Origin of the sequence: Gluconobacter sp. (genome assembly GCF_047722525.1) — a bacterium.
GTDB lineage: Bacteria > Pseudomonadota > Alphaproteobacteria > Acetobacterales > Acetobacteraceae > Gluconobacter.
The window spans coordinates 48826-66849 of record NZ_JBDNYY010000007.1 but is presented as its reverse complement, the minus strand read 5'-3'; the positions used below and the strand labels follow the sequence as shown (position 1 = coordinate 66849).

The window sequence follows — 18024 nt, the reverse complement described above, 5'->3', positions numbered from 1 at the left end:
GTTGTGAGGAAAAGCTCTCCAACAAGCAGGCAGACCCATCATGGCCGAAGACAAGAAAAACGCCTTCCTGACAGACGTGCAGACGCTGCGGGAGAACGCAAAGAAGTCTCTGGACGACGGCGCTGTAACCGCCACCTACAAGGGGGACGTCAAGACCGCGATCGACATCCTTCAGGCCGTTGTTGCGACGGAACTGGTCTGCGTCCTGCGCTACACGATGCACGCCATTTCCGTCGAAGGCCTGACCAGCGAGAGCGTCGGCGCAGAGTTCAACGAACACGCAGCCTCAGAGCGCAAGCACATGCTGGCGGCCGCAAACCGCATCGACCAGCTCGGCGGCGTGCCGAACTTCAATCCCGAAGGTCTGGCTACGCGTTCCGCGACCGAATACGGCAATGGCGGCAATCTCGTTGAGATGGTGAAGCAGGACCTGATCGCCGAGCGCGTCGTGATCGAGCATTATCAGGAACTGATCCGCTATTTCGGCGACAACGATCCCACGACCCGCATCATGCTCGAGGGTTTCCTGGCCGACGAGGAAGACCATGCCACGGATCTGCATGACCTGCTGGTAGCCCATGAAGGCAAGCCGTTCCTGTCATAGGCCTAAAACATCTCTGCATGTACTCAGGGCGCCTTTCCGAACGGGGAAGGCGCCTTTGCGCATTTATGAGCTTACCAATGAACCCGTATGCCAGCCGTGATGGCTGCGCTTCCGCCAGCCGCACCCTGAATGGTGTCCCGATGTCCACCAAAGAAACTGGCTGTGAGATCAACGCCCGGAAGTGATTTCAGCGGATAGGAGAAGGTCGTCGTGACCCCCTTTTCTTCCGTCAGCGGAGACTGGGCAGCCCGCTCCACGTCAAATGGGCCGATCTTAGAGAGGTGCGACAGATCCACAGATGCCCATTCCGGTCTGACCGGGAAAGCCTCTCTCTTCTGGGTGAAAGAAAAGCCGCGAGCCGGTACCAGAATTTCCGCGCCTTTCCTGAAGCTGACAGTCGGGCGCCCTCCGGGCGACTGGGGCAGGACATTCCGGTGAGGTGGCATGAAGTAGGGTGCTGCTTCAGCACGAAGCGGAGATGTCCATAAACCACTCAGGACGATCGCAGCGAGCCGCCAGTCAGGACGGGTCAGGGGACGGGCCACGGCAGTAGGCTCTCGGCGTGGCCGGAGCGAGAAGAACGGTACGGCAATCACGGCTGACCCTCCCAACGAAAACAAAGACTGGGAACGTCGGTAGTCGCGGGGTCTCTCGCCAAGCAAGATGCGCGGAAGTCTCTATGGGTGTGTCAAAAGTACAACTGTCAATAAAACGCTAAGCTTCAGAATGGTGGCGCCGAGATATTTATTAATAATAGTTGCAAATACAACACGCATAAACTTCTGTGTCTTTATGTTACAGATGGCAGGGTTCTCCTGAAATCTGCAATACAAAATCATGCACCGCCCGGATTCCGCCACAGATGCGCCGCATCGGCGTCAACAGCGCAATGGCATCATCTTTCCGTGACAAGGCGTCATGAGAAGGAGAGCATTGATGCTGAAACATCTGTCAGGGATCTTGGCTGTTTCCGCCCTGTTTGCAGGTACGATGGCGATTGCGCCGATGTCGGGAACAGCCCATGCCCAGTTCGTGCCCTATAGCGGCCCCTACCGCCAGCCACCACCGCCACCCCATGTTCTGCCTGAACCCGTTCCGCCCCATCATGGCGACATGCGCTGGATTCCAGGGCACTGGCGATGGAGCGGGAACGGCTATCAGTGGCAGCCGGGCCATCTGACGCGACGGTTCAATCTCCGTCACGCCTGATACAAAGCAGGAGTCGGAGCAGTGCCTCCGGCCCCTTTGTGCAGTCAGACCGTGACGAGAACCGGAACGTGATCGGAGGCCTTTTCCGTCGCGCGCTCGTCCCTGTCGATCACGAAGGACTTCAGCCGTTCGGTCAGCCGTGGTGACAGCAGCGCATGATCGATCCGCAGGCCCGAGTTCCGCTGGAACGCTGCCGCCTGATAATCCCAGAACGTGTAGTGCCGACCCGCAGGATGCAGGGCACGCAGAGCATCCGTCAGTCCCATCCATTCCAGCCTGCGGAAAGCCGCCCGTGTCTCGGGGCGCACCAGCGCGTCATCCGGGGAAAGGGCGCCCGGAGCCAGATCTTCGTCCGTCGGGCAGACATTGAAGTCCCCGATGAACGCAAACGGCTTTTCCGCATCAAGCAGAACCCGCGCCCGGGTTGCCAGCGCATCAAAGAAGGCGAGCTTGGTCGCGTAACCGTCCTCACCGCCGGAATTGCCGTTGGGCAGATACAGATTGCCGATCGTGATGCCGTCGAGTTCCGCCTCAATATAACGGGCGGACGGATGATCGAAGCCCGGAAGCGTATGATGCGGCACCGTGAAAGGCCGCCGCCCGATCAGGGCCACGCCGTTATAGGCCTTCTGCCCTGACGTCGCGACATGCAGCCCGGCTTCGGCGAACACGGCCGGAAACTGGCTGTCCTCGCATTTGATTTCCTGAAGGCACAGCAGGTCACATTCCGGATGGCGCTCCAGCCAGTCCTGAACATGATGGGCGCGGGCGCGAATGGAGTTGATGTTCCAGCTTGCGAAGGTGAACGGCGTGGCACTCATCGGATCAGGCCAGCGAGAAGCTGGTGCCACAGCCACAGGATGACGCTGCATTGGGGTTCGTGACCGTGAAATGCGCGCCCATCAGCTTGTCCACGAATTCCAGTTCAGCGTTCTCCAGCAGGTCGAGGCTGGTCGTATCAACGAAAACCTTCGCACCATCACGCTCGATGACGACGTCATCCGCAGCCTGATCCCGCTCCAGCCGGAACTGGTACTGAAACCCGTTGCATCCGCCGGCCAGAACCGCAACGCGCAGCGCAAGCCCTTCCGGCTCGGGCTGGGCGGCGATGATGTCCTTGATGCGGGCGGCGGCGCTGGCGGAAATGCTGAAAGGCACGGTGTCGGACATGGGCGTGTGTTCCCGGACTCTGAAAAGGCGGCTGGACCCCGTGAGGCCCAGCAAGACGGCTGCGGTCCTGATTATATGGTCAGAGACGCCCGAAGGGCAAAGGCTCCGTGGTTGCACGCACGCCGGGCTGGCGTAGAATGAAACTGTGATCCGGCCGGAAACGGCGCTCTACCGGCCATAAGGCTTCGGGGCAGGGTTCACAGCCAGACGGCTCACACACAGGACATGTCTTGATGGTAGCGATCTACGCGGTACAGGACTCCGGCTCCCGGGGACGGCTCTATCCTGAAGTGGAAAGCCCCGTCCGCTCCCCCTGGCAGAGGGACCGTGACCGTGTGCTGCATTCTGCAGGCTTCCGCACCCTGCAATACAAGACGCAGGTCTTCATCAACCACGAAGGCGATTTCTTCCGCACCCGCCTGACACATTCGCTCGAAGTCGCACAGATCGCGCGCTCCATTGCCCGCAGTCTGGACCTGAACGAGGACCTGACGGAAACCGTCTCGCTCGCCCATGATCTTGGCCACACGCCGTTCGGTCATGCCGGTGAGGATGCGCTTTCTCTCGCCATGAAGGACTGGGGCGGTTTCGACCACAACACCCAGTCCCTGCGTCTCGTGACCGCGCTCGAAGCCCGGTACCACGCCTTCGATGGCCTGAACCTGACCTGGGAAGCGCTCGAAGGGCTGGCCAAGCATAACGGCCCGGTCAAACGCCCGACGCCCTATTTCGTGGACTACGACGCAAGGCATCATCTGGACCTGCAAAGCCATGCCTCGGCCGAAGCACAGGTTGCGGCCATGTCGGACGATATCGCCTATCATGGCCACGATCTTGATGACGGCCTGCGCGCCGGGCTACTGTCTTTCGAGGATATCGAAGACCTGCCGCTGGTCGGCGAAGCCCTGCGCCGGTCCCGCGACATGGAGCGGCAGATCGGGCGTGAGGCGTCCGATCAGGCCCAGCGCGTGCGTCACGAAACCATCCGCGTTGTCATCAACCAGCTCGCCACCGACCTGACGGACCAGACGCGCCGGAACCTTGAAGCGCTTAACCCTCAATCGGCCGATGACATCCGCCATGCCGGATATCCGGTCGTGGCGTTCAGTCCGGAAATGCGCGAGGCCAACAAGGCCATTCGCAAGTTCCTCTATGCCCGCATGTACCGGCACTGGCGCGTCAACCGCATGGCGCGGAAGGCTAAGATCGCGGTCCGGGAAATTTTCGACATTCTCTCCGAAGATCCCGGCCTTCTGCCCGATCCGCTGCGCGGGCGTGCCAAAGCCGCCGATGACGTGCAGCGCAGGCGTCTGGTGGCCGATTATATTGCCGGAATGACCGATCGTTTCGCGATGGAAGAACATCGACGGTTGACGGACCTCTCCGTGCTGGGCTGATAGAGCCTCTGATTTGAAGACGCGTTACAGGAATCGAGCTGAAATGGCCGCTGACACCACGACCCTTACGACTGACTGTCTCTTTGCCCGCACCCGGGTCCAGGTGTGCGACGCTCTGCGATCGGTCGTCCCCGGCCTGCCGGAAGAGGTGGTGCAGCGCGTCGATCTGACCCCCACGCGGGACCCGTCCCATGGTGACATGGCCACGAACGCCGCCATGCTGGCCGCCAAGCCCGCGCGCCGCAAACCCGCCGACATTGCGGCTGAACTGGTCGCGAAGCTCTCCGAACTTCCGGAAGTCGCGAAGGCCGAAGCCGCAGGTCCGGGCTTCGTGAATCTGACGCTCAAGCCTGAAGTCCTGCAGGGCGTGGCAGTTTCCGTCCTCAAGGCTGGCGAACGCTATGGCCGCTCCACGATGGGGCAGGGGACGCGCGTGAACGTGGAATACGTCTCCGCCAACCCGACCGGCCCGATGCATGTCGGTCATTGCCGTGGCGCAGTGGTCGGGGACGCGCTGGCCAACCTGCTCGAAGCCGCAGGCAGCCCGGTGACGCGCGAATACTATATCAACGACGCCGGAACACAGGTCGTCGCCCTGACCTGGGCCACATACTGGCGCTATCTTCAGGCCATCGGCACGGAGATTTCCGCGGATGATTTCAGCCCGCTGACCCCGAACGGCCTGCAATATCAGGGCGAATACCTGGTCCCGGTCGCCGAGAGCATCGCTGACAAGCACGGTCGCACACTCGCCAACGCTGACGGTGGCCCGGCCGATCCGTCCGTCTGGTTCGAGACCGTGCGCCGTGAAGCCCTCACGCAGATGATGGCGGCCATTCGCGAGGATCTGGAAGCGCTCGGCATTTCGCATGAAGTCTTCGCCAGCGAAGCCGAAACTCTGGCCAGTGGCCGCGTGGATGCCGCGATCGCAAAGCTCGACAGCAAGGGCCTGCTCTATGAAGGCGTGCTGGAGCCGCCCAAGGGCAAGATGCCGGAAGACTGGGAAGCCCGCCCGCAGACACTCTTCCGCTCTACCGAGTTCGGCGACGATCAGGACCGTGCCCTGCGCAAGTCCGACGGCACCAACACCTATTTCGCCAACGACATCGGCTATCACGCCCAGAAGGCCGAGAATGCCGATGTCCTGATTGACGTCCTCGGCGCCGATCACGGCGGGTACGTCTCCCGCATGCGGGCAGCCATTTCCGCCCTCACGGATGGCAAGACCGGCTTTGAAGTGGTGATGTGCCAGATCGTGCGTGTCGTGAAGAACGGCGAGCCCGTGAAGATGTCCAAGCGCGCCGGCACATTCGTCACCCTGCGTGACCTGCTGGACGAGGTCGGCCGTGACGCCGTGCGCTTCACGATGCTGACCCGCAAGGCCGATGCACAGATGGAGTTCGATCTGGACGCTGTTGTCGCCCAGACGCGCGACAATCCCGTGTTCTACGTCCAGTACGCCCATGCCCGCTGCCGCTCGGTCCTGCGTTCGGCCGAAACGATGTTCGGCGCGGACGCCGTGACGCCGGAAGCCCTGTGCGGTGCTGACCTGACCAACCTGTCTTCGGACGTCGAACTGGCCGTCCTGCGCCGTCTGGCCGCGTTCCCGCGCAGTGTCGAAGCCGCGGCAACGGCCCGTGAGCCGCATCGGATCGCGACCTATTGCATTGATCTGGCCTCCGACTTCCACGCCCTGTGGAACCGGGGCCGCGAAGACACCACCCTGCGCTTCCTGCATGAGAACGACCGCGCAACCAGCCTGGCCAAGCTGGCGCTGGTTTCGGCCATTGCGGGAACGCTGCGCTGTGCCCTCACCATTCTCGGCGTCGTGCCGGTAGAGGAAATGCGATGACCCCGGAAAACGATCAGGACCGCAACCGCCCCGATCCGGGCGATTACGCCCAGGCACCGAAGCAGTCCTCCGGCCCACGCCCGCAGGCCCGTTTCGACCGCGAGCGCCTGAGCAACGATTACGACGACGAGCCTCCGCCACGCCGTCGTCCGGCTGCGACCGGCAATGCCGCAGGGACAGGCCGTCTGGCGTCCCTGCTGGGTAATGATCCTGCCACGCGCAAGCTGGTCGGCGGTGCGGTCGGTATCGGCGTCGTGCTGCTTCTGGCGGTCGGCGGCTGGTCCCTGACCGGCGGCCATCATGGCGGTATTCCCATCATCGGGCCGCCGCCAGGCCCCGTGAAGGACCGCCCGGCCGATCCGGGCGGGATGCAGATCATGGGTGGTGACGACGGCGATACCGACATGACCGGCAACGGCGAGGCGCATCTCGCCCCCGGACCGGAACAGCCCGACACGAAAGCGCTGGCCCGTCAGTACGGCGTCCCTCCCGGGACACCTGCGCCGGAAACGCCTAAAACGGATGCTCCGGCTCAGGGCGCAACACCGGACAACGCTCCGTCAGCCCAGACGCCTGCCATTCCGCCGGAAGCGGCGGCCCCTGCCGATACGGGACAGTTGTCACCGGGCACGGCTCTGCCCGCCACGCTTCCGGAAAAGCCGCAGGATCAGGCCGCGCCGCCCGCAGAAGCTCCGAAGGCCACGCCTCCAAAGGACGTTCCCAGGGAAGCGCCAAAGAAAGAAGAACCGCCCGTTCATCACGCCGTGCGACCGGCCGAAAAGCCGCTTCCCGCGCCCGTGCCGCAGCCCGACACTGTCGGACCGCCAAAAGCCGCTTCTCCCGCCGCGCCTAAGGCAGAAACGTCTGGCAGTGGTGCGCATGAGGTCCAGCTTGGCGCGTTGGACAGTGAGGCCGCCGCCCGCAAGGAATGGGACAGCCTGCGCCATCAGGCACCGGCCCTGTTCGCAGGTCACACGCCGTTGTTCGAAAAAACCACGCGCGGCGACCATACCTTCGTGCGGCTGCGGATCGGTGGCTTTGCGGATCTCAAATCCGCGCGGGCTTACTGTGTGAAGCTGCACGCGCAGTCCGTCGCCTGTACGCCGGCCCAGTTCTGAGAGCTGGCGTTTGAGCGAGACACTCCATCTGACGCTTGACGGGTTTGAGGGGCCGCTGGACCTGCTCCTCGACCTGGCCCGCAGGCAGAAGGTGGATCTGGCGAAAATCTCCATCCTGCAACTGGTGGAGCAGTATCTGGCCGTTGTGGAAAAGGCCCGTGCGGAAGCGCGGAGCCTGCGCCTGGAACTGGCGGCGGACTGGCTGGTCATGGCAGCCTGGCTCGCCTGGCTGAAATCCAAGCTGCTTCTTCCCGCCGAAAACGAAGATCCGGACGCCGAAGATGCGATCGAACTGCTTCAGGAACGCCTGATCGAACTCGAACGGATGCGCGCAGCCGCCCGATGGCTGGCCGAACAGCCCCGTCTGGGCATCGACGTATTCCGGCGCGGGGAGGGGGAAGACCATACCGAAATCGACCGCTCCGGCCTGCGCGTGGATATGCCCGCACTGATTACGGCCTATCTGTCCGCCCGCCGTCGCACGGGGCGCAGACGGGTCTATGCTCCCCGTGCCCGCCGTTACTGGAGCGTGCAGGACGCGCTGTCCCGCCTCAAACGCCTGCTTGGAACCGACAGGGTGGTCGGCTGGCAGACCCTGACCTCCCTTCTGCCGGGCCCGGATGAACTGGACGGGGAGGAGGGGCCGTATGGTCGCAATGCCGCTCTGGCAGGAACGCTTCTTGCAGGGCTCGAAATGGCGAAGGGTGGGGCGCTCGAACTGCGCCAGCCGGAAGCGTTCGGTGAAATCGAATGGCGGGCCGCTGCATCATGACCGACCCTGCCATGCTCGACCGCGCCTGCCTTCTGGTCGAAGCGCTGGTCTTCGCCAGCCCCGAACCCGTCAGGCCTGCTGCCATCGCCGAGCTTCTGAAAGCACAGTCCGTACCGGTCTCGATCGATGACGCGCTCGCAGCCGTGCAGACGCGTTACGCCGATCATGCCGTCGAAATGGTGCTGGTCGCAGGCGGCTGGCAGTTCCGGACCCGCCCGGAATTCGCATCTGCCCTGACGAAGGTTGTGGAAAAGCCCCGCCGCCTGAGTCGGGGGGCGATGGAAACACTCGCCATCATCGCCTATCACCAGCCCTGCACCCGAGCGGAAATCGAGGCCATTCGCGGCGTCTCGCTCGGGCAGGCCATTCTTGACGCCCTGCTGGAAGACAGCCTGATCGCCCCCAAGGGCCGCAAGGAAGTCCCGGGCCGTCCGGTTCTGTGGGGCACCACGGCGAATTTTCTGGAAAGTTTCGGCCTGCCGGATCTCAGAGGGCTGCCCAGAAAGGAGGATTTCCTTCTGGACCGCGCGCCCACCGAGGCTCCTGCCGAAACCCCGGACGACGCAAACGATGCTTCTGCCGTAGGCGGAACGGAGCAGACAGGCTAGGAATGACGCATGTTTGACTTCAGCTTCTCGGAAATCGCGCTGTTCGTGATGGTGGCGATGGTCTTCATCCGCCCGAAGGACCTGCCGGTCGCCATCCGCACCCTGTCGAACGGACTGAAGGCCATGCGGCGCATGGCGGCAGAGTTCCAGTCCCATGTGGACGAGATGGTTCGCGAAGCCGACCTCTCCGAAGCGCGCGACCAGTTCCGGGACCTGAAGAACTTCAATCTGCGCGATCGTGTCACGAAAGCCATCGACGGCGACAATTCCATCCGTCGCAGTCTGGAACTGGACGGCACCGCCAAATCATCCGCCGCCGATCTTCCGAAAGTTCCTCCCGCGCCACCGCTTCCACCGCCGCCCCTGACGGATCTGGAAACGGTGCCTTACAACGCACGACCCCATTTCGAACCGGCCGCGGACCTGCCTGTGGAGCCGGAGCCCGAGCCTAATGAAGACGTCTCGGATGCCCCCGAGATTCTTCCCCCCAGTACGGCAAGACGGCTCCTGCATGAGCGCTCCCGCTGGCGGGCGCCCGACATCCTGCCGCCTGTCCGCGCCATTCATGCCGGCCGGCGCGTGACCATTGCGAGCGGAAAGGACGGCGAATGACCGAGACCGACAGCATCAACGATACGCCGATGCCGCTCCTCGAACATCTCGTGGAACTGCGGCGGAGGTTGATCTGGTCCATCGTGACCTTCGTGATCGCGTTTGCCATCTGCTACCACTATTCGGGCGAGATTTACCGCTTTCTGGCGGCCCCGCTCGGCAACATCATGCGCAAGAACGGCGAGCAGCCGCATCTGATCTACACCGCGCTGTATGAGGCCTTCTTCACCTATATTCGCGTGGCCGTTTTCGGTGCGACCTGCCTGTCCTTTCCCATGATCGCCATACAGGCTTGGATCTTCATCGCCCCGGGCCTGTATCGCAGCGAAAAGCGTGCCTTCGCGCCGTTCCTGATCGCAACACCCATCATGTTCCTGATCGGCGCCGCACTCGCCTATTACGTGGTTTTCCCCTACGCGTGGCAGTTCTTCCTGTCGTTCCAGACACCGCAGAATACCAATGGCGGCATGCAGATCGAGCTTCAGGCGAAGGTCTCAGAATATCTGACGCTGGTCACGAAAATGATCCTGGCCTTCGGGGTCTGTTTCGAGCTGCCCGTCGTGCTGACCCTGCTGGTGCGCGTCGGCCTGCTGAGTGTGGCGCAGCTCAAACGCTTCCGCCGCTATGCCGTCGTCGCCTCCTTCGCCGTGGCCGCCGTGATCGCCCCTCCCGATGCGATTACGATGCTGAGCCTCGCCATTCCCCTCGTCGCCCTGTACGAGGTATCCATCCTCACGGCCCGGTTCGTCGAACCGAAACCCATGGCCGCTGATGAAGACTGATGACCAGACCTGCCGGAGCCCTGAACCATGCATGACCTGAAAGCCCTGCGCGCCGACCCGGCCGCTTTTGACGCTGCTCTCGCACGTCGGGGCCTGTCACCCGTGGGACAGCAGCTTGTCAGTGAAGATGAAGAACGCCGCGCCGCACTTGCCGCGTTGCAGGAGGCGCAGGGTGCGCGCAAGGCGCTGGCCAAGGAAATCGGCCTGCTCAAGCGCCAGAAGCTCGATACCGCCGAGATCGAAGCAAAGGCCGTGGCTCTGCGCGACCAGATCGCGGGTCTGGAAGAGCGTGCCAACACGATCCAGACCCGCATCGACGACGTGCTCAAGGCCCTGCCGAACCGTCTTGATGCATCCGTGCCGGACGGAAAGAGCGAAGACGAGAACGTCGTCGTCCATGTCCGTGGCGAGAAGCGCGAATTTGCGTTCGAGGCAAAGCAGCATTTTGAACTCGGCGAAGCGCTGGGTCTGATGGACTTCCCGACCGCCGCCAAGCTGTCCGGCACGCGTTTCGTCGTCCTGCGTGGTGCGCTCGCGCGTCTGGAACGTGCGCTCGGCCAGTTCATGCTCGACACCCACACGACCAAGTTCGGCTACAGCGAAACCAGCGTGCCGCTTCTGGTCAATGACGAGGCCATGTACGGCACGGACAAGCTGCCAAAATTCGCCGAGGACTCGTTCCGGACCGAAGATGGCCGCTGGCTGATCCCGACCGCCGAAGTCCCGCTGACGGCCTCCGTCATGGGCGACATCCTGCCCGCCGACGCCCTGCCGATCCGCATGACCGCGCTGTCGCAGTGCTTCCGGTCCGAGGCCGGGTCGGCCGGTCGCGACGTGCGCGGCATGCTGCGCCAGCACCAGTTCACCAAATGCGAACTGGTTTCCGTCGTGAAGCCGGAGGACAGCGAGGCCGAGCATGAACGCATGACGCAGGCTGCCGAGACGGTTCTGGAGCGTCTGGGTATCACCTTCCGCCGGATGCTGCTCTGCGCGGGCGATACGGGCTTCGGTGCGGCAAAGACGTTCGATCTGGAAGCCTGGCTTCCGGGCCAGAAGGCCTGGCGCGAGATTTCCTCGTGCTCCAACACACGCGATTTTCAGGCACGCCGCATGAATGCGCGCTATCGTGCAGAGAATGGACCGGCCTTCGTCAACACACTCAACGGGTCCGGTCTTGCTGTCGGCCGCACCATGATCGCTGTTATGGAAACATATCAGAACGAAGACGGCAGCATCGATATCCCCGAGGTTCTGCGTCCCTATATGGGCGGGCTGAACCGCATCGGCTGAGGAATGCCAGGCATGATCACGATCCGCAGTTTCGCCCTTGCCCTGCTGGCCGCAGGGTCCGTTTTTGCCTCAGGCCCCGCGCAGGCGGACAGCATGAGGACACTGCATGGTCAGGCGCTGTACCGCGAGCGTATGGCCGTCCCCCCGGGCGCCGTCCTGAGCGTCTGGATCGAGGATACGGGCGCCACGCATGGCGCGCCCCTCGTCATGGCCGAGCAGCGTGAAGAGATCCATCATGCCGTGCCCATTCCCTATACGCTGACCTATCCGGCCCTCCCGCCGGGAGGACATTACGTTCTGAACGCGGAAATCACCGTTGAGGGACGTCGGCTGTTTGCCACGCCCGACGGAGGTGTACCTCTCGATCATCCCCGGCTTCTGCTGCGTCATGTAGCCGGGACAGCCGTCAAGGCGCCTTACGGGGCATGGCGGATCCAGAGTGTGGGCAGCCTCCATTTTGACAATACCGCCGAAGCACCGGGCCTGACCCTGCAACAGGATGGCACCGTGTACGGCACGGATGGCTGCAACCGTCTGATGGGGCATTTTACGCTTGAGGCCCAGGCCCTCCGCTTCCTCCCCTTTGCCATGACCCGCAAGGCCTGCCTTCCGCCCCTGATGGCGCAGCAACAGCAGATCGGGGCTTTCCTGCCAGCCGTAACCTCATGGTCGCGTGATGGTGAAAATCATCTCGTTCTGCATGCTGGCGGTGCCGCTGGCACGATGGTGCTCGTGCCGCAGGATGCACAATAATCGCAGACCGGTTTTCCAAAAAACTTTCAGTCTTTTACATCTTTTCGAGGATAGGGGGTATCCTGCCTCTTCCCCCCCAATAGACAACGGGACTAACCTGATTCAGCTATCGCTGTATTTCAGAATGCATTGATCAGACAAAACTTCTCCCGTCACATCGGGAGAACTCTGACCGGCAGAGAGTTTTGTCACATGGCATGGCGCGCCAGTGTTATCAGGCCGGAGGCTTATTGATGAAAACGACGATCCAGCTTGGGCTGGGACAGAAATGGACTTCTCCACCACTCGCAGGCGCGGAAGTGGGTGAAGTAAGGGAAATCATTACTCTGGGGGCAGGCAGGGTTGCTTTCAGGGTAGAGGGCCAGTCGCTTGCGCCGACGCATGTTTCCGAGGCGGCGTTCAGGGCATGGATCAGAGAGACGGAGGCGAGATTGACCAAAGACGCCATTCCCCCTGCGCAGCTTTCTCCCGGACTTGAACTTGGGCGCCGCATCCGGCTTCTTCGGGAAATGGCGGGCCTGAGTCAGCAGCAGCTCGCCGAAAAAGTCGGTATCTCGCGTTCGGCCGTGGCGTTCTGGGAAACGGGCCGCTCAGGTCATGTCGGCAAGCATCTGGGCAGTCTTGCGCAGGTTCTGGGCGTCGAACCGGAAGTCCTGCTGACGGGGATGGCCTACAAGGCCATTCAGGAGACCCTGACCCCGGACGAAAACACGATGCTCACCCTCTACAGGCAGCTCGATCCGCTCATCAAACTTCAGGCCCAGAAATGGATCGAACGGCGTGTGCGTCATCACACCACGAGTGAAGCCCAGGGCGAGAAAACACGGGCTCAGTCTAAAATTGCCTGAAATCCGGGCCTGTCTTCTGTCAGGCCCGGAACCCCGTCAGGAGGGGCGCCTCCGGCTGCTCCCCGGACGCTTTCCACCTTTCGCAGGGTAGGACTTGCCTCCGGGCTTTTTCGGTCCTGGAAAGGGCTGTCTGCTTCCGGGCCTGTCCGCGGGGCCGCGACCGGCACGTCCCCCCGGACGCCCCCCGACGCGCTGCTGCTTCTGACTCTCACGCATCCGGCTCTGGGTCCGCAGGACCTGTTCGATCCAGTCATTGAGAATGGACGTGTTGATTTCCGCGTCCTGCCGGGCCGGATAGGCGTCCGGGAAGCGCAGCGCCAGCCACCGCCAGGCCACCAGCCGCTTGTGCCGTTTCTCGGCCCGCTCCAGCTCCTCGCGCCCGGCCTGTTCCGGATGCGGCAGACGCCCCGTACCCGGCGGCGGCACCGGACGTCCGGCAGCATGATCGGCAGCCCACTGGACAAGCCGCTGGATCCCGTTGTCCCGCTCATCAATCGGACACATGGCATAGGTCCAGCGTGTCGAGAGATCGAGGTTTTCCACACCCTCCAGAGCGGCGGCGATTTCCAGCGCCTGCTCCATGTCGGCGAGGCGGTAGTTCGGGTCATCCGCCCGCAGGACGGCGTGTTTGATACGGGTCAGCACACCGTAGAGACTGTCACTGCCGATCTCTTCAGCCACGGCGCGGACGATGTCGGAGTCCGGCTGCACAAGAGGGCGCAGTTCCTTGATCTCTTCGGGAGGCGCGCTCAGCATTTTCCGGACAAAGGTCGGGCTGCCCGCGCCTGCGAGCACGCAGACCAGCCCGCTTTCATGCTTGCCGTAACGTCCCGCGCGGCCGCCGATTTGCTTGATTTCCTGCGAGACCAGATCGCGTGTCTGCCGTCCGTCGAACTTGCGCAGCGCACTGAACACGACACGGCGGATCGACAGGTTCAGCCCCATGCCGATCGCGTCCGTCGCGATGAGGATATCGGCTTCCCCGTTATTGAAGCGAGCGGCCTCGGCACGCCGGACTTCCGGGCTCAGCGCACCATAGACCACGGCGACACGACGCCCGCGCGCCATGAGTTCAGCCCGCAGGTCCAGCACTTCGCGGCGGGAGAAGGCGATGACGGCATCGCTTGGCTTCAGCTCATCGAGATGGAGCGTCTCGCCGGCCTTGAGCGGGCTTTTGCGTTCGAGATGGATCTCGTCCACCGGGTCGTCGCAAAGCTCGGCAATGCGTTTGACCAGCGGGATGCAGTCCGGCGCTCCAAGAATGAAGACATGCCGGGCCGGGACACCCATGATGGCAGCCGTCCAGGCGGCCCCACGGTCCGGATCGGCCAGCATCTGCGCTTCGTCGATGATCGCCACATCCACCGGGTTATGGAACGGGCACATCTCGACCGTCGCCGCCAGATGACGCGCACCCGGCATCTCGATCCGCTCTTCACCGGTGGAGAGCGATGCCGGAACGCCACGTGAGAGCAGGGACTCGCGGAACTCATGGGCCAGCAGCCGTAGCGGCGCGAGCGCGAGACCGCTCTCGGCATTCGCCAGTGCGTTGAGCGCGGTATAGGATTTTCCGGAGTTCGTCGGCCCCGTCACGAGCGTAATGCGCCGCTTAAGCGCCCGTGCCGTGCGGAAATGTGCGGCAAACCGGTCAAGGGCGGCGACACGGGCAATGGCGGCGTTACCGGCCTTGTTGCCCAGATCCAGAACTTCCGGCCGGTCTTTGGTTCCGCTGCGCCATTGCGGCAGGAAGGTCCGGAGCCGCTTGAGTTCCGAGGGATCGAAGAAGAACAGCTCGATTCCGTCCGGCCGGGTTTCACGGCGGGCAATGGGAATCCGGTTTTCGGCAATCCAGCGCAGGGCTTCGCGGCGCGAACAGTGCAGGACATTTGGCAGCTCATCGAAGCTGACCAGTCCTTCTTCCCACTGGCGTAGCCGCTCAAGCTCACGCGCCCTACGTTCTTCCGCACGAGCCTGAATGTCGGCCTGCTCACGGGCACGGCGTTCTTCGGCAATCCGAAGATCATCCTCGAAGCCGAGATCGACGCTGCCGAATGCGGCCGCGATGCTCTGGGAGAGTTTTTCAAGCTGGCCGCTCGACAGGATCACGCCCGTATCGGCGAGATCGGCCCGGACATCTTCCAGCACGGCGCGCGGAGAATCGCCCATCTCCTGCCAGCGCGTCATCAGGACATCATCAAGAGTCCGGCGCAGGGCAGGCATGTCGGCGCGCGGGTCATGGGTACGGGCCGCTGCTTCTTGCGTGTCAGGCTTGCCGATCCAGACCTCGCCAGCCCGGCGGCAGACATTCATGAGCTGGGACGCCCATGTCTTGCGGCGCACGACGCACAGGGCCTCGATCAGCCCGTCATGGGACAGGCTCGCCTCAGGTCCTTCAAGTCTGCGTGCAACCTGACGCAGCAGGGCAGGGCGTTCGCGCGGCGTAATGTCGAGCGAGGTTCCGAATTCGGCCTCGGCCCGCTGAAGGGCGCGTTCGGCCGGAGAGAGCGTGTCGGAAAGAGTGGCGTCCGGCATGGAGTCGTCTGTCATAAGAGTCTTGTGCGTCATTCCGGCATGCGCTTCAACGCGCATGGGTTTCCCGAGCGGCAACGATTGGGCTAAAAGACCCGACCATTATCAGGTCCGTGACCTGTTGTCCGTTCCGAACCGGAGACAGAACCAGACATGTCCACCCCGACTTTTGCCGCCCCGACTCCGACCATCGACGAGCCCCTGACCGGCCTCGTGCCGTTCGAAGGGCATCCGAAGCAGTACCGCCTTGCCGAACCCAGCAAGGAATACGCCCATCTGTATCCGGCGAAGGTGCTGACGGTCCATCACTGGACAGACCGCCTGTTCAGCTTCACCACAACGCGTGATCCCGGCCTGCGTTTCGAGAACGGCCAGTTCGCGATGATCGGCATCGAGGTTGAAGGCAAGCCGCTTCTGCGCGCCTATTCGATCGCCTCCGCCAACTATGAAGACCACATGGAGTTCCTCTCCATCGCGGTTCCCGATGGCCCGCTGACCTCGCGTCTGCGCCATGTGAAGGTGGGCGATACGGTTCTGATCGGCCGCAAGCCGGTTGGCACGCTGCTGCTCGATAACCTCAAGCCGGGCCGCAACCTGTATTTCCTGTCCACGGGAACGGGTCTGGCGCCGTTCATGAGCCTCATCAAGGATCCCGAGGCTTACGAGCGTTATGAGAACGTGATCCTCAGCCACACCGTCCGTATTTCGGGCGAGCTGGCCTATGAGAACCACATCCGTCACGAACTGCCGGAGCACGAGTTCCTGGGAGAGTTCGTGGCCGACAAGCTGCGCTACTACCCGGCCGTGACCCGCGAAGACTATGCCGTGACTGATCGTATCACCAAGCTGATCGAGACGGGCAAGATCTTCGAGGATCTGGGTATCGACAAGCTCGATCCCGAGCATGACCGCGTCATGATCTGCGGTTCGCCGGAAATGCTGGCCGATACCGAAGCCCTGCTGGAGCGTATGGGTTTCGTGGAAGGCAATATGAGCCATCAGGGTTCGTATGTCGTTGAAAAGGCCTTTGCCGAGCGCTGAGGTCTCAAGAGGTACGAAAGGCCGGGATGATGCAGGATTTTGATCTGTTCGTTATTGGTGCCGGTTCGGGTGGGGTGCGCTGTGCGCGCATCGCCGCCCAGAACGGAGCGCGCGTCGCGATTGCGGAGCGCCGTCACTGGGGCGGAACCTGCGTCAATCTCGGCTGTGTGCCCAAGAAACTGATGGTCTATGCGGCCGATTATGGCCGCGAGATCGCCGATGCCCCGTCCTATGGCTGGGACATCACACCGGTTGCACATGACTGGTCCACGCTGATCAGCGCCAAGGACCGCGAGATCGAGCGTCTGAACCGCATCTATGTCTCGATGCTGGAAAAGGCCGGGGTGACGCTGTTTACGGGCGATGCCAGCTTCGTGGACGCCCATACGGTCGAGATCGGCCCGTCCGAACTGGCGCCGGATGCGTCCGTCCAGCGTGTCCGGGCGAAGAACATCGTCATCGCCACGGGCTCCACGCCTACGCGGCTGAACATTCCCGGCGCCGAACATGCGATCGTCTCGGATGATGCCTTCCATCTGGCGGACCGTCCCGAGCGTGTTGCCGTGATCGGCAGCGGCTATATCGGCATTGAATTTGCCGGGATTTTTGCAGGCCTTGGTTCGAAGGTCGATCTGGTTTTCCGCCAGCAGCTTCCCCTGCGCGGCTTTGACAGCGAACTGCGCGCCCATCTGTCCGAACTGCTGCCGCTGAACGGTATCAAGCCTCATCCCGGTCGCTGCCCGGAGCGGATCGAGAAGGTCGGGCAGGGCTATCGTCTGCATCTCGAGGGCGGAGAGGTCATCGAAACGGACTGTGTCTTCATGGCGACGGGCCGTCACCCCAATCTGGCCCCGCTGAAGCTCGACAACGCCGGCGTGGCAACATGGGGCGGCCGGATTCCCGCCACACCCCGGGATGCCAGCACCAATGTTCCGGGCATCTATGCCATCGGTGACGTGACGGATACCTACAACCTGACGCCTACGGCCATTGCCGAGGGCCATCTTCTGGCCGAACGTCTGTTTGGCGAGACAGGCCGCGACTGGTCGTTCGCCACGACCCCCAAGGCCGTGTTCTTCTCCCAGCCTCTCGCCACGGTCGGCCTGAGCGAGGAAGAAGCCGTGCAGAGCCATGACGTGGACATCTACACGTCCAGCTTCACGCCGATGCGCCAGACGCTCTCGGGCCGCAAGGGCAAGACCCTGATGAAGCTGGTTGTCGATGCGCAGAGCAAGATCGTGCTCGGCGCGCATATGATCGGCCCTGATGCGCCGGAAATCATCCAGGGCCTTGCCATCGCGATCACGGCAAAGCTGACCAAGCGGGATTTCGACCGCACGATCGGCCTGCACCCCACCAGTGCGGAGGAGTTCGTGACCATGCGGAGCCTCACACGTCACGTCCCCCGAAAAGCAGGCTGAACCATCATGACGGCGCGT

General features: G+C 62.9%; 18 protein-coding genes. 14 read left to right on the top strand and 4 right to left on the bottom strand.

The features are described 5' to 3' along the window. Positions 1-40: 40 nt before the first annotated feature. Positions 41-604, top strand: a complete 564-nt coding sequence (locus tag ABF859_RS08535; RefSeq protein WP_415527345.1) for a ferritin-like domain-containing protein — start codon at positions 41-43, stop codon at positions 602-604. Positions 605-675: 71 nt separating this feature from the next. On the opposite strand, the gene ABF859_RS08530 is transcribed toward ABF859_RS08535, so the two are convergent. Next, positions 676-1149: a hypothetical protein gene (locus tag ABF859_RS08530; RefSeq protein ID WP_415527344.1), complete on the bottom strand. Its 474-nt coding sequence runs from the start codon at positions 1147-1149 to the stop codon at positions 676-678. A 391-nt stretch (positions 1150-1540) separates the two neighbouring features. Between ABF859_RS08530 and ABF859_RS08525 the strand changes: the two genes are divergently transcribed. Next, positions 1541-1813 (top strand): YXWGXW repeat-containing protein, encoded by a 273-nt coding sequence (locus tag ABF859_RS08525; RefSeq protein WP_415527343.1) that lies wholly within the window; start codon positions 1541-1543, stop codon positions 1811-1813. Between the two features lie 44 nt (positions 1814-1857). Here ABF859_RS08525 and xth read toward each other — a convergent pair whose 3' ends face one another. Together xth and ABF859_RS08515 are read right to left on the bottom strand one after the other, a co-directional pair. After that, positions 1858-2634 carry an exodeoxyribonuclease III gene (gene xth / locus ABF859_RS08520; protein WP_415527463.1) on the bottom strand — a complete coding sequence of 259 codons (777 nt, stop codon included), beginning with the start codon at positions 2632-2634 and terminating at the stop codon, positions 1858-1860. Between the two features lie 4 nt (positions 2635-2638). Then, positions 2639-2983, bottom strand: coding sequence for a HesB/IscA family protein (locus tag ABF859_RS08515; protein ID WP_062495941.1), 345 nt, complete (start codon positions 2981-2983; stop codon positions 2639-2641). 233 nt (positions 2984-3216) lie between these two features. Here ABF859_RS08515 and ABF859_RS08510 point away from each other — a divergent pair, with 233 nt between their 5' ends. The 10 genes from ABF859_RS08510 to ABF859_RS08465 all read left to right on the top strand — a co-directional run bounded on the left by ABF859_RS08510 (position 3217) and on the right by ABF859_RS08465 (position 13015). After that, on the top strand, positions 3217-4380 hold the full coding sequence (locus tag ABF859_RS08510) for a deoxyguanosinetriphosphate triphosphohydrolase (protein WP_415527342.1): 1164 nt from the start codon (positions 3217-3219) through the stop codon (positions 4378-4380). 43 nt (positions 4381-4423) lie between these two features. Continuing rightward, positions 4424-6232, top strand: coding sequence for an arginine--tRNA ligase (gene argS, locus ABF859_RS08505; protein ID WP_415527341.1), 1809 nt, complete (start codon positions 4424-4426; stop codon positions 6230-6232). Next, entirely contained in the window at positions 6229-7350 is a 1122-nt protein-coding gene (locus ABF859_RS08500) for an SPOR domain-containing protein (RefSeq protein WP_415527340.1), read from the top strand. Before argS ends, ABF859_RS08500 begins: the two co-directional genes overlap by 4 nt. Before the next feature lie 10 nt (positions 7351-7360). Continuing rightward, the gene (locus ABF859_RS08495; protein WP_415527339.1) at positions 7361-8122 is read left to right on the top strand and encodes a segregation and condensation protein A; all 762 of its coding nucleotides are present in this window, start codon (positions 7361-7363) and stop codon (positions 8120-8122) included. Then, positions 8119-8730, top strand: coding sequence for an SMC-Scp complex subunit ScpB (scpB, locus tag ABF859_RS08490; RefSeq protein ID WP_415527338.1), 612 nt, complete (start codon positions 8119-8121; stop codon positions 8728-8730). Before ABF859_RS08495 ends, scpB begins: the two co-directional genes overlap by 4 nt. Before the next feature lie 9 nt (positions 8731-8739). Next, positions 8740-9342 carry a twin-arginine translocase TatA/TatE family subunit gene (locus ABF859_RS08485; RefSeq protein WP_415527337.1) on the top strand — a complete coding sequence of 201 codons (603 nt, stop codon included), beginning with the start codon at positions 8740-8742 and terminating at the stop codon, positions 9340-9342. After that, on the top strand, positions 9339-10124 hold the full coding sequence (gene tatC, locus ABF859_RS08480) for a twin-arginine translocase subunit TatC (protein ID WP_415527336.1): 786 nt from the start codon (positions 9339-9341) through the stop codon (positions 10122-10124). The genes ABF859_RS08485 and tatC overlap by 4 nt, the downstream gene beginning before the upstream one ends. A 27-nt stretch (positions 10125-10151) precedes the next feature. Beyond that, positions 10152-11414, top strand: coding sequence for a serine--tRNA ligase (serS, locus tag ABF859_RS08475; protein WP_415527335.1), 1263 nt, complete (start codon positions 10152-10154; stop codon positions 11412-11414). 12 nt (positions 11415-11426) lie between these two features. After that, on the top strand, positions 11427-12167 hold the full coding sequence (locus ABF859_RS08470) for an META domain-containing protein (RefSeq protein WP_415527334.1): 741 nt from the start codon (positions 11427-11429) through the stop codon (positions 12165-12167). Between the two features lie 233 nt (positions 12168-12400). Then, positions 12401-13015, top strand: a complete 615-nt coding sequence (locus ABF859_RS08465; protein WP_415527333.1) for a helix-turn-helix domain-containing protein — start codon at positions 12401-12403, stop codon at positions 13013-13015. A gap of 36 nt (positions 13016-13051) precedes the next feature. Here the strand turns inward: ABF859_RS08465 and ABF859_RS08460 are convergent, their stop codons facing one another. Beyond that, the gene (locus tag ABF859_RS08460; protein WP_415527461.1) at positions 13052-15562 is read right to left on the bottom strand and encodes a helicase-related protein; all 2511 of its coding nucleotides are present in this window, start codon (positions 15560-15562) and stop codon (positions 13052-13054) included. Positions 15563-15697: 135 nt separating this feature from the next. Here ABF859_RS08460 and ABF859_RS08455 point away from each other — a divergent pair, with 135 nt between their 5' ends. Both ABF859_RS08455 and gorA read left to right on the top strand, forming a co-directional pair. Continuing rightward, complete coding sequence (locus ABF859_RS08455; RefSeq protein WP_415527332.1) at positions 15698-16585, top strand: ferredoxin--NADP reductase; 888 nt, start codon at positions 15698-15700, stop codon at positions 16583-16585. Between the two features lie 26 nt (positions 16586-16611). Then, positions 16612-18006, top strand: coding sequence for a glutathione-disulfide reductase (gorA, locus tag ABF859_RS08450; protein WP_415527331.1), 1395 nt, complete (start codon positions 16612-16614; stop codon positions 18004-18006). The last annotated feature ends 18 nt before the right edge of the window (positions 18007-18024 follow it).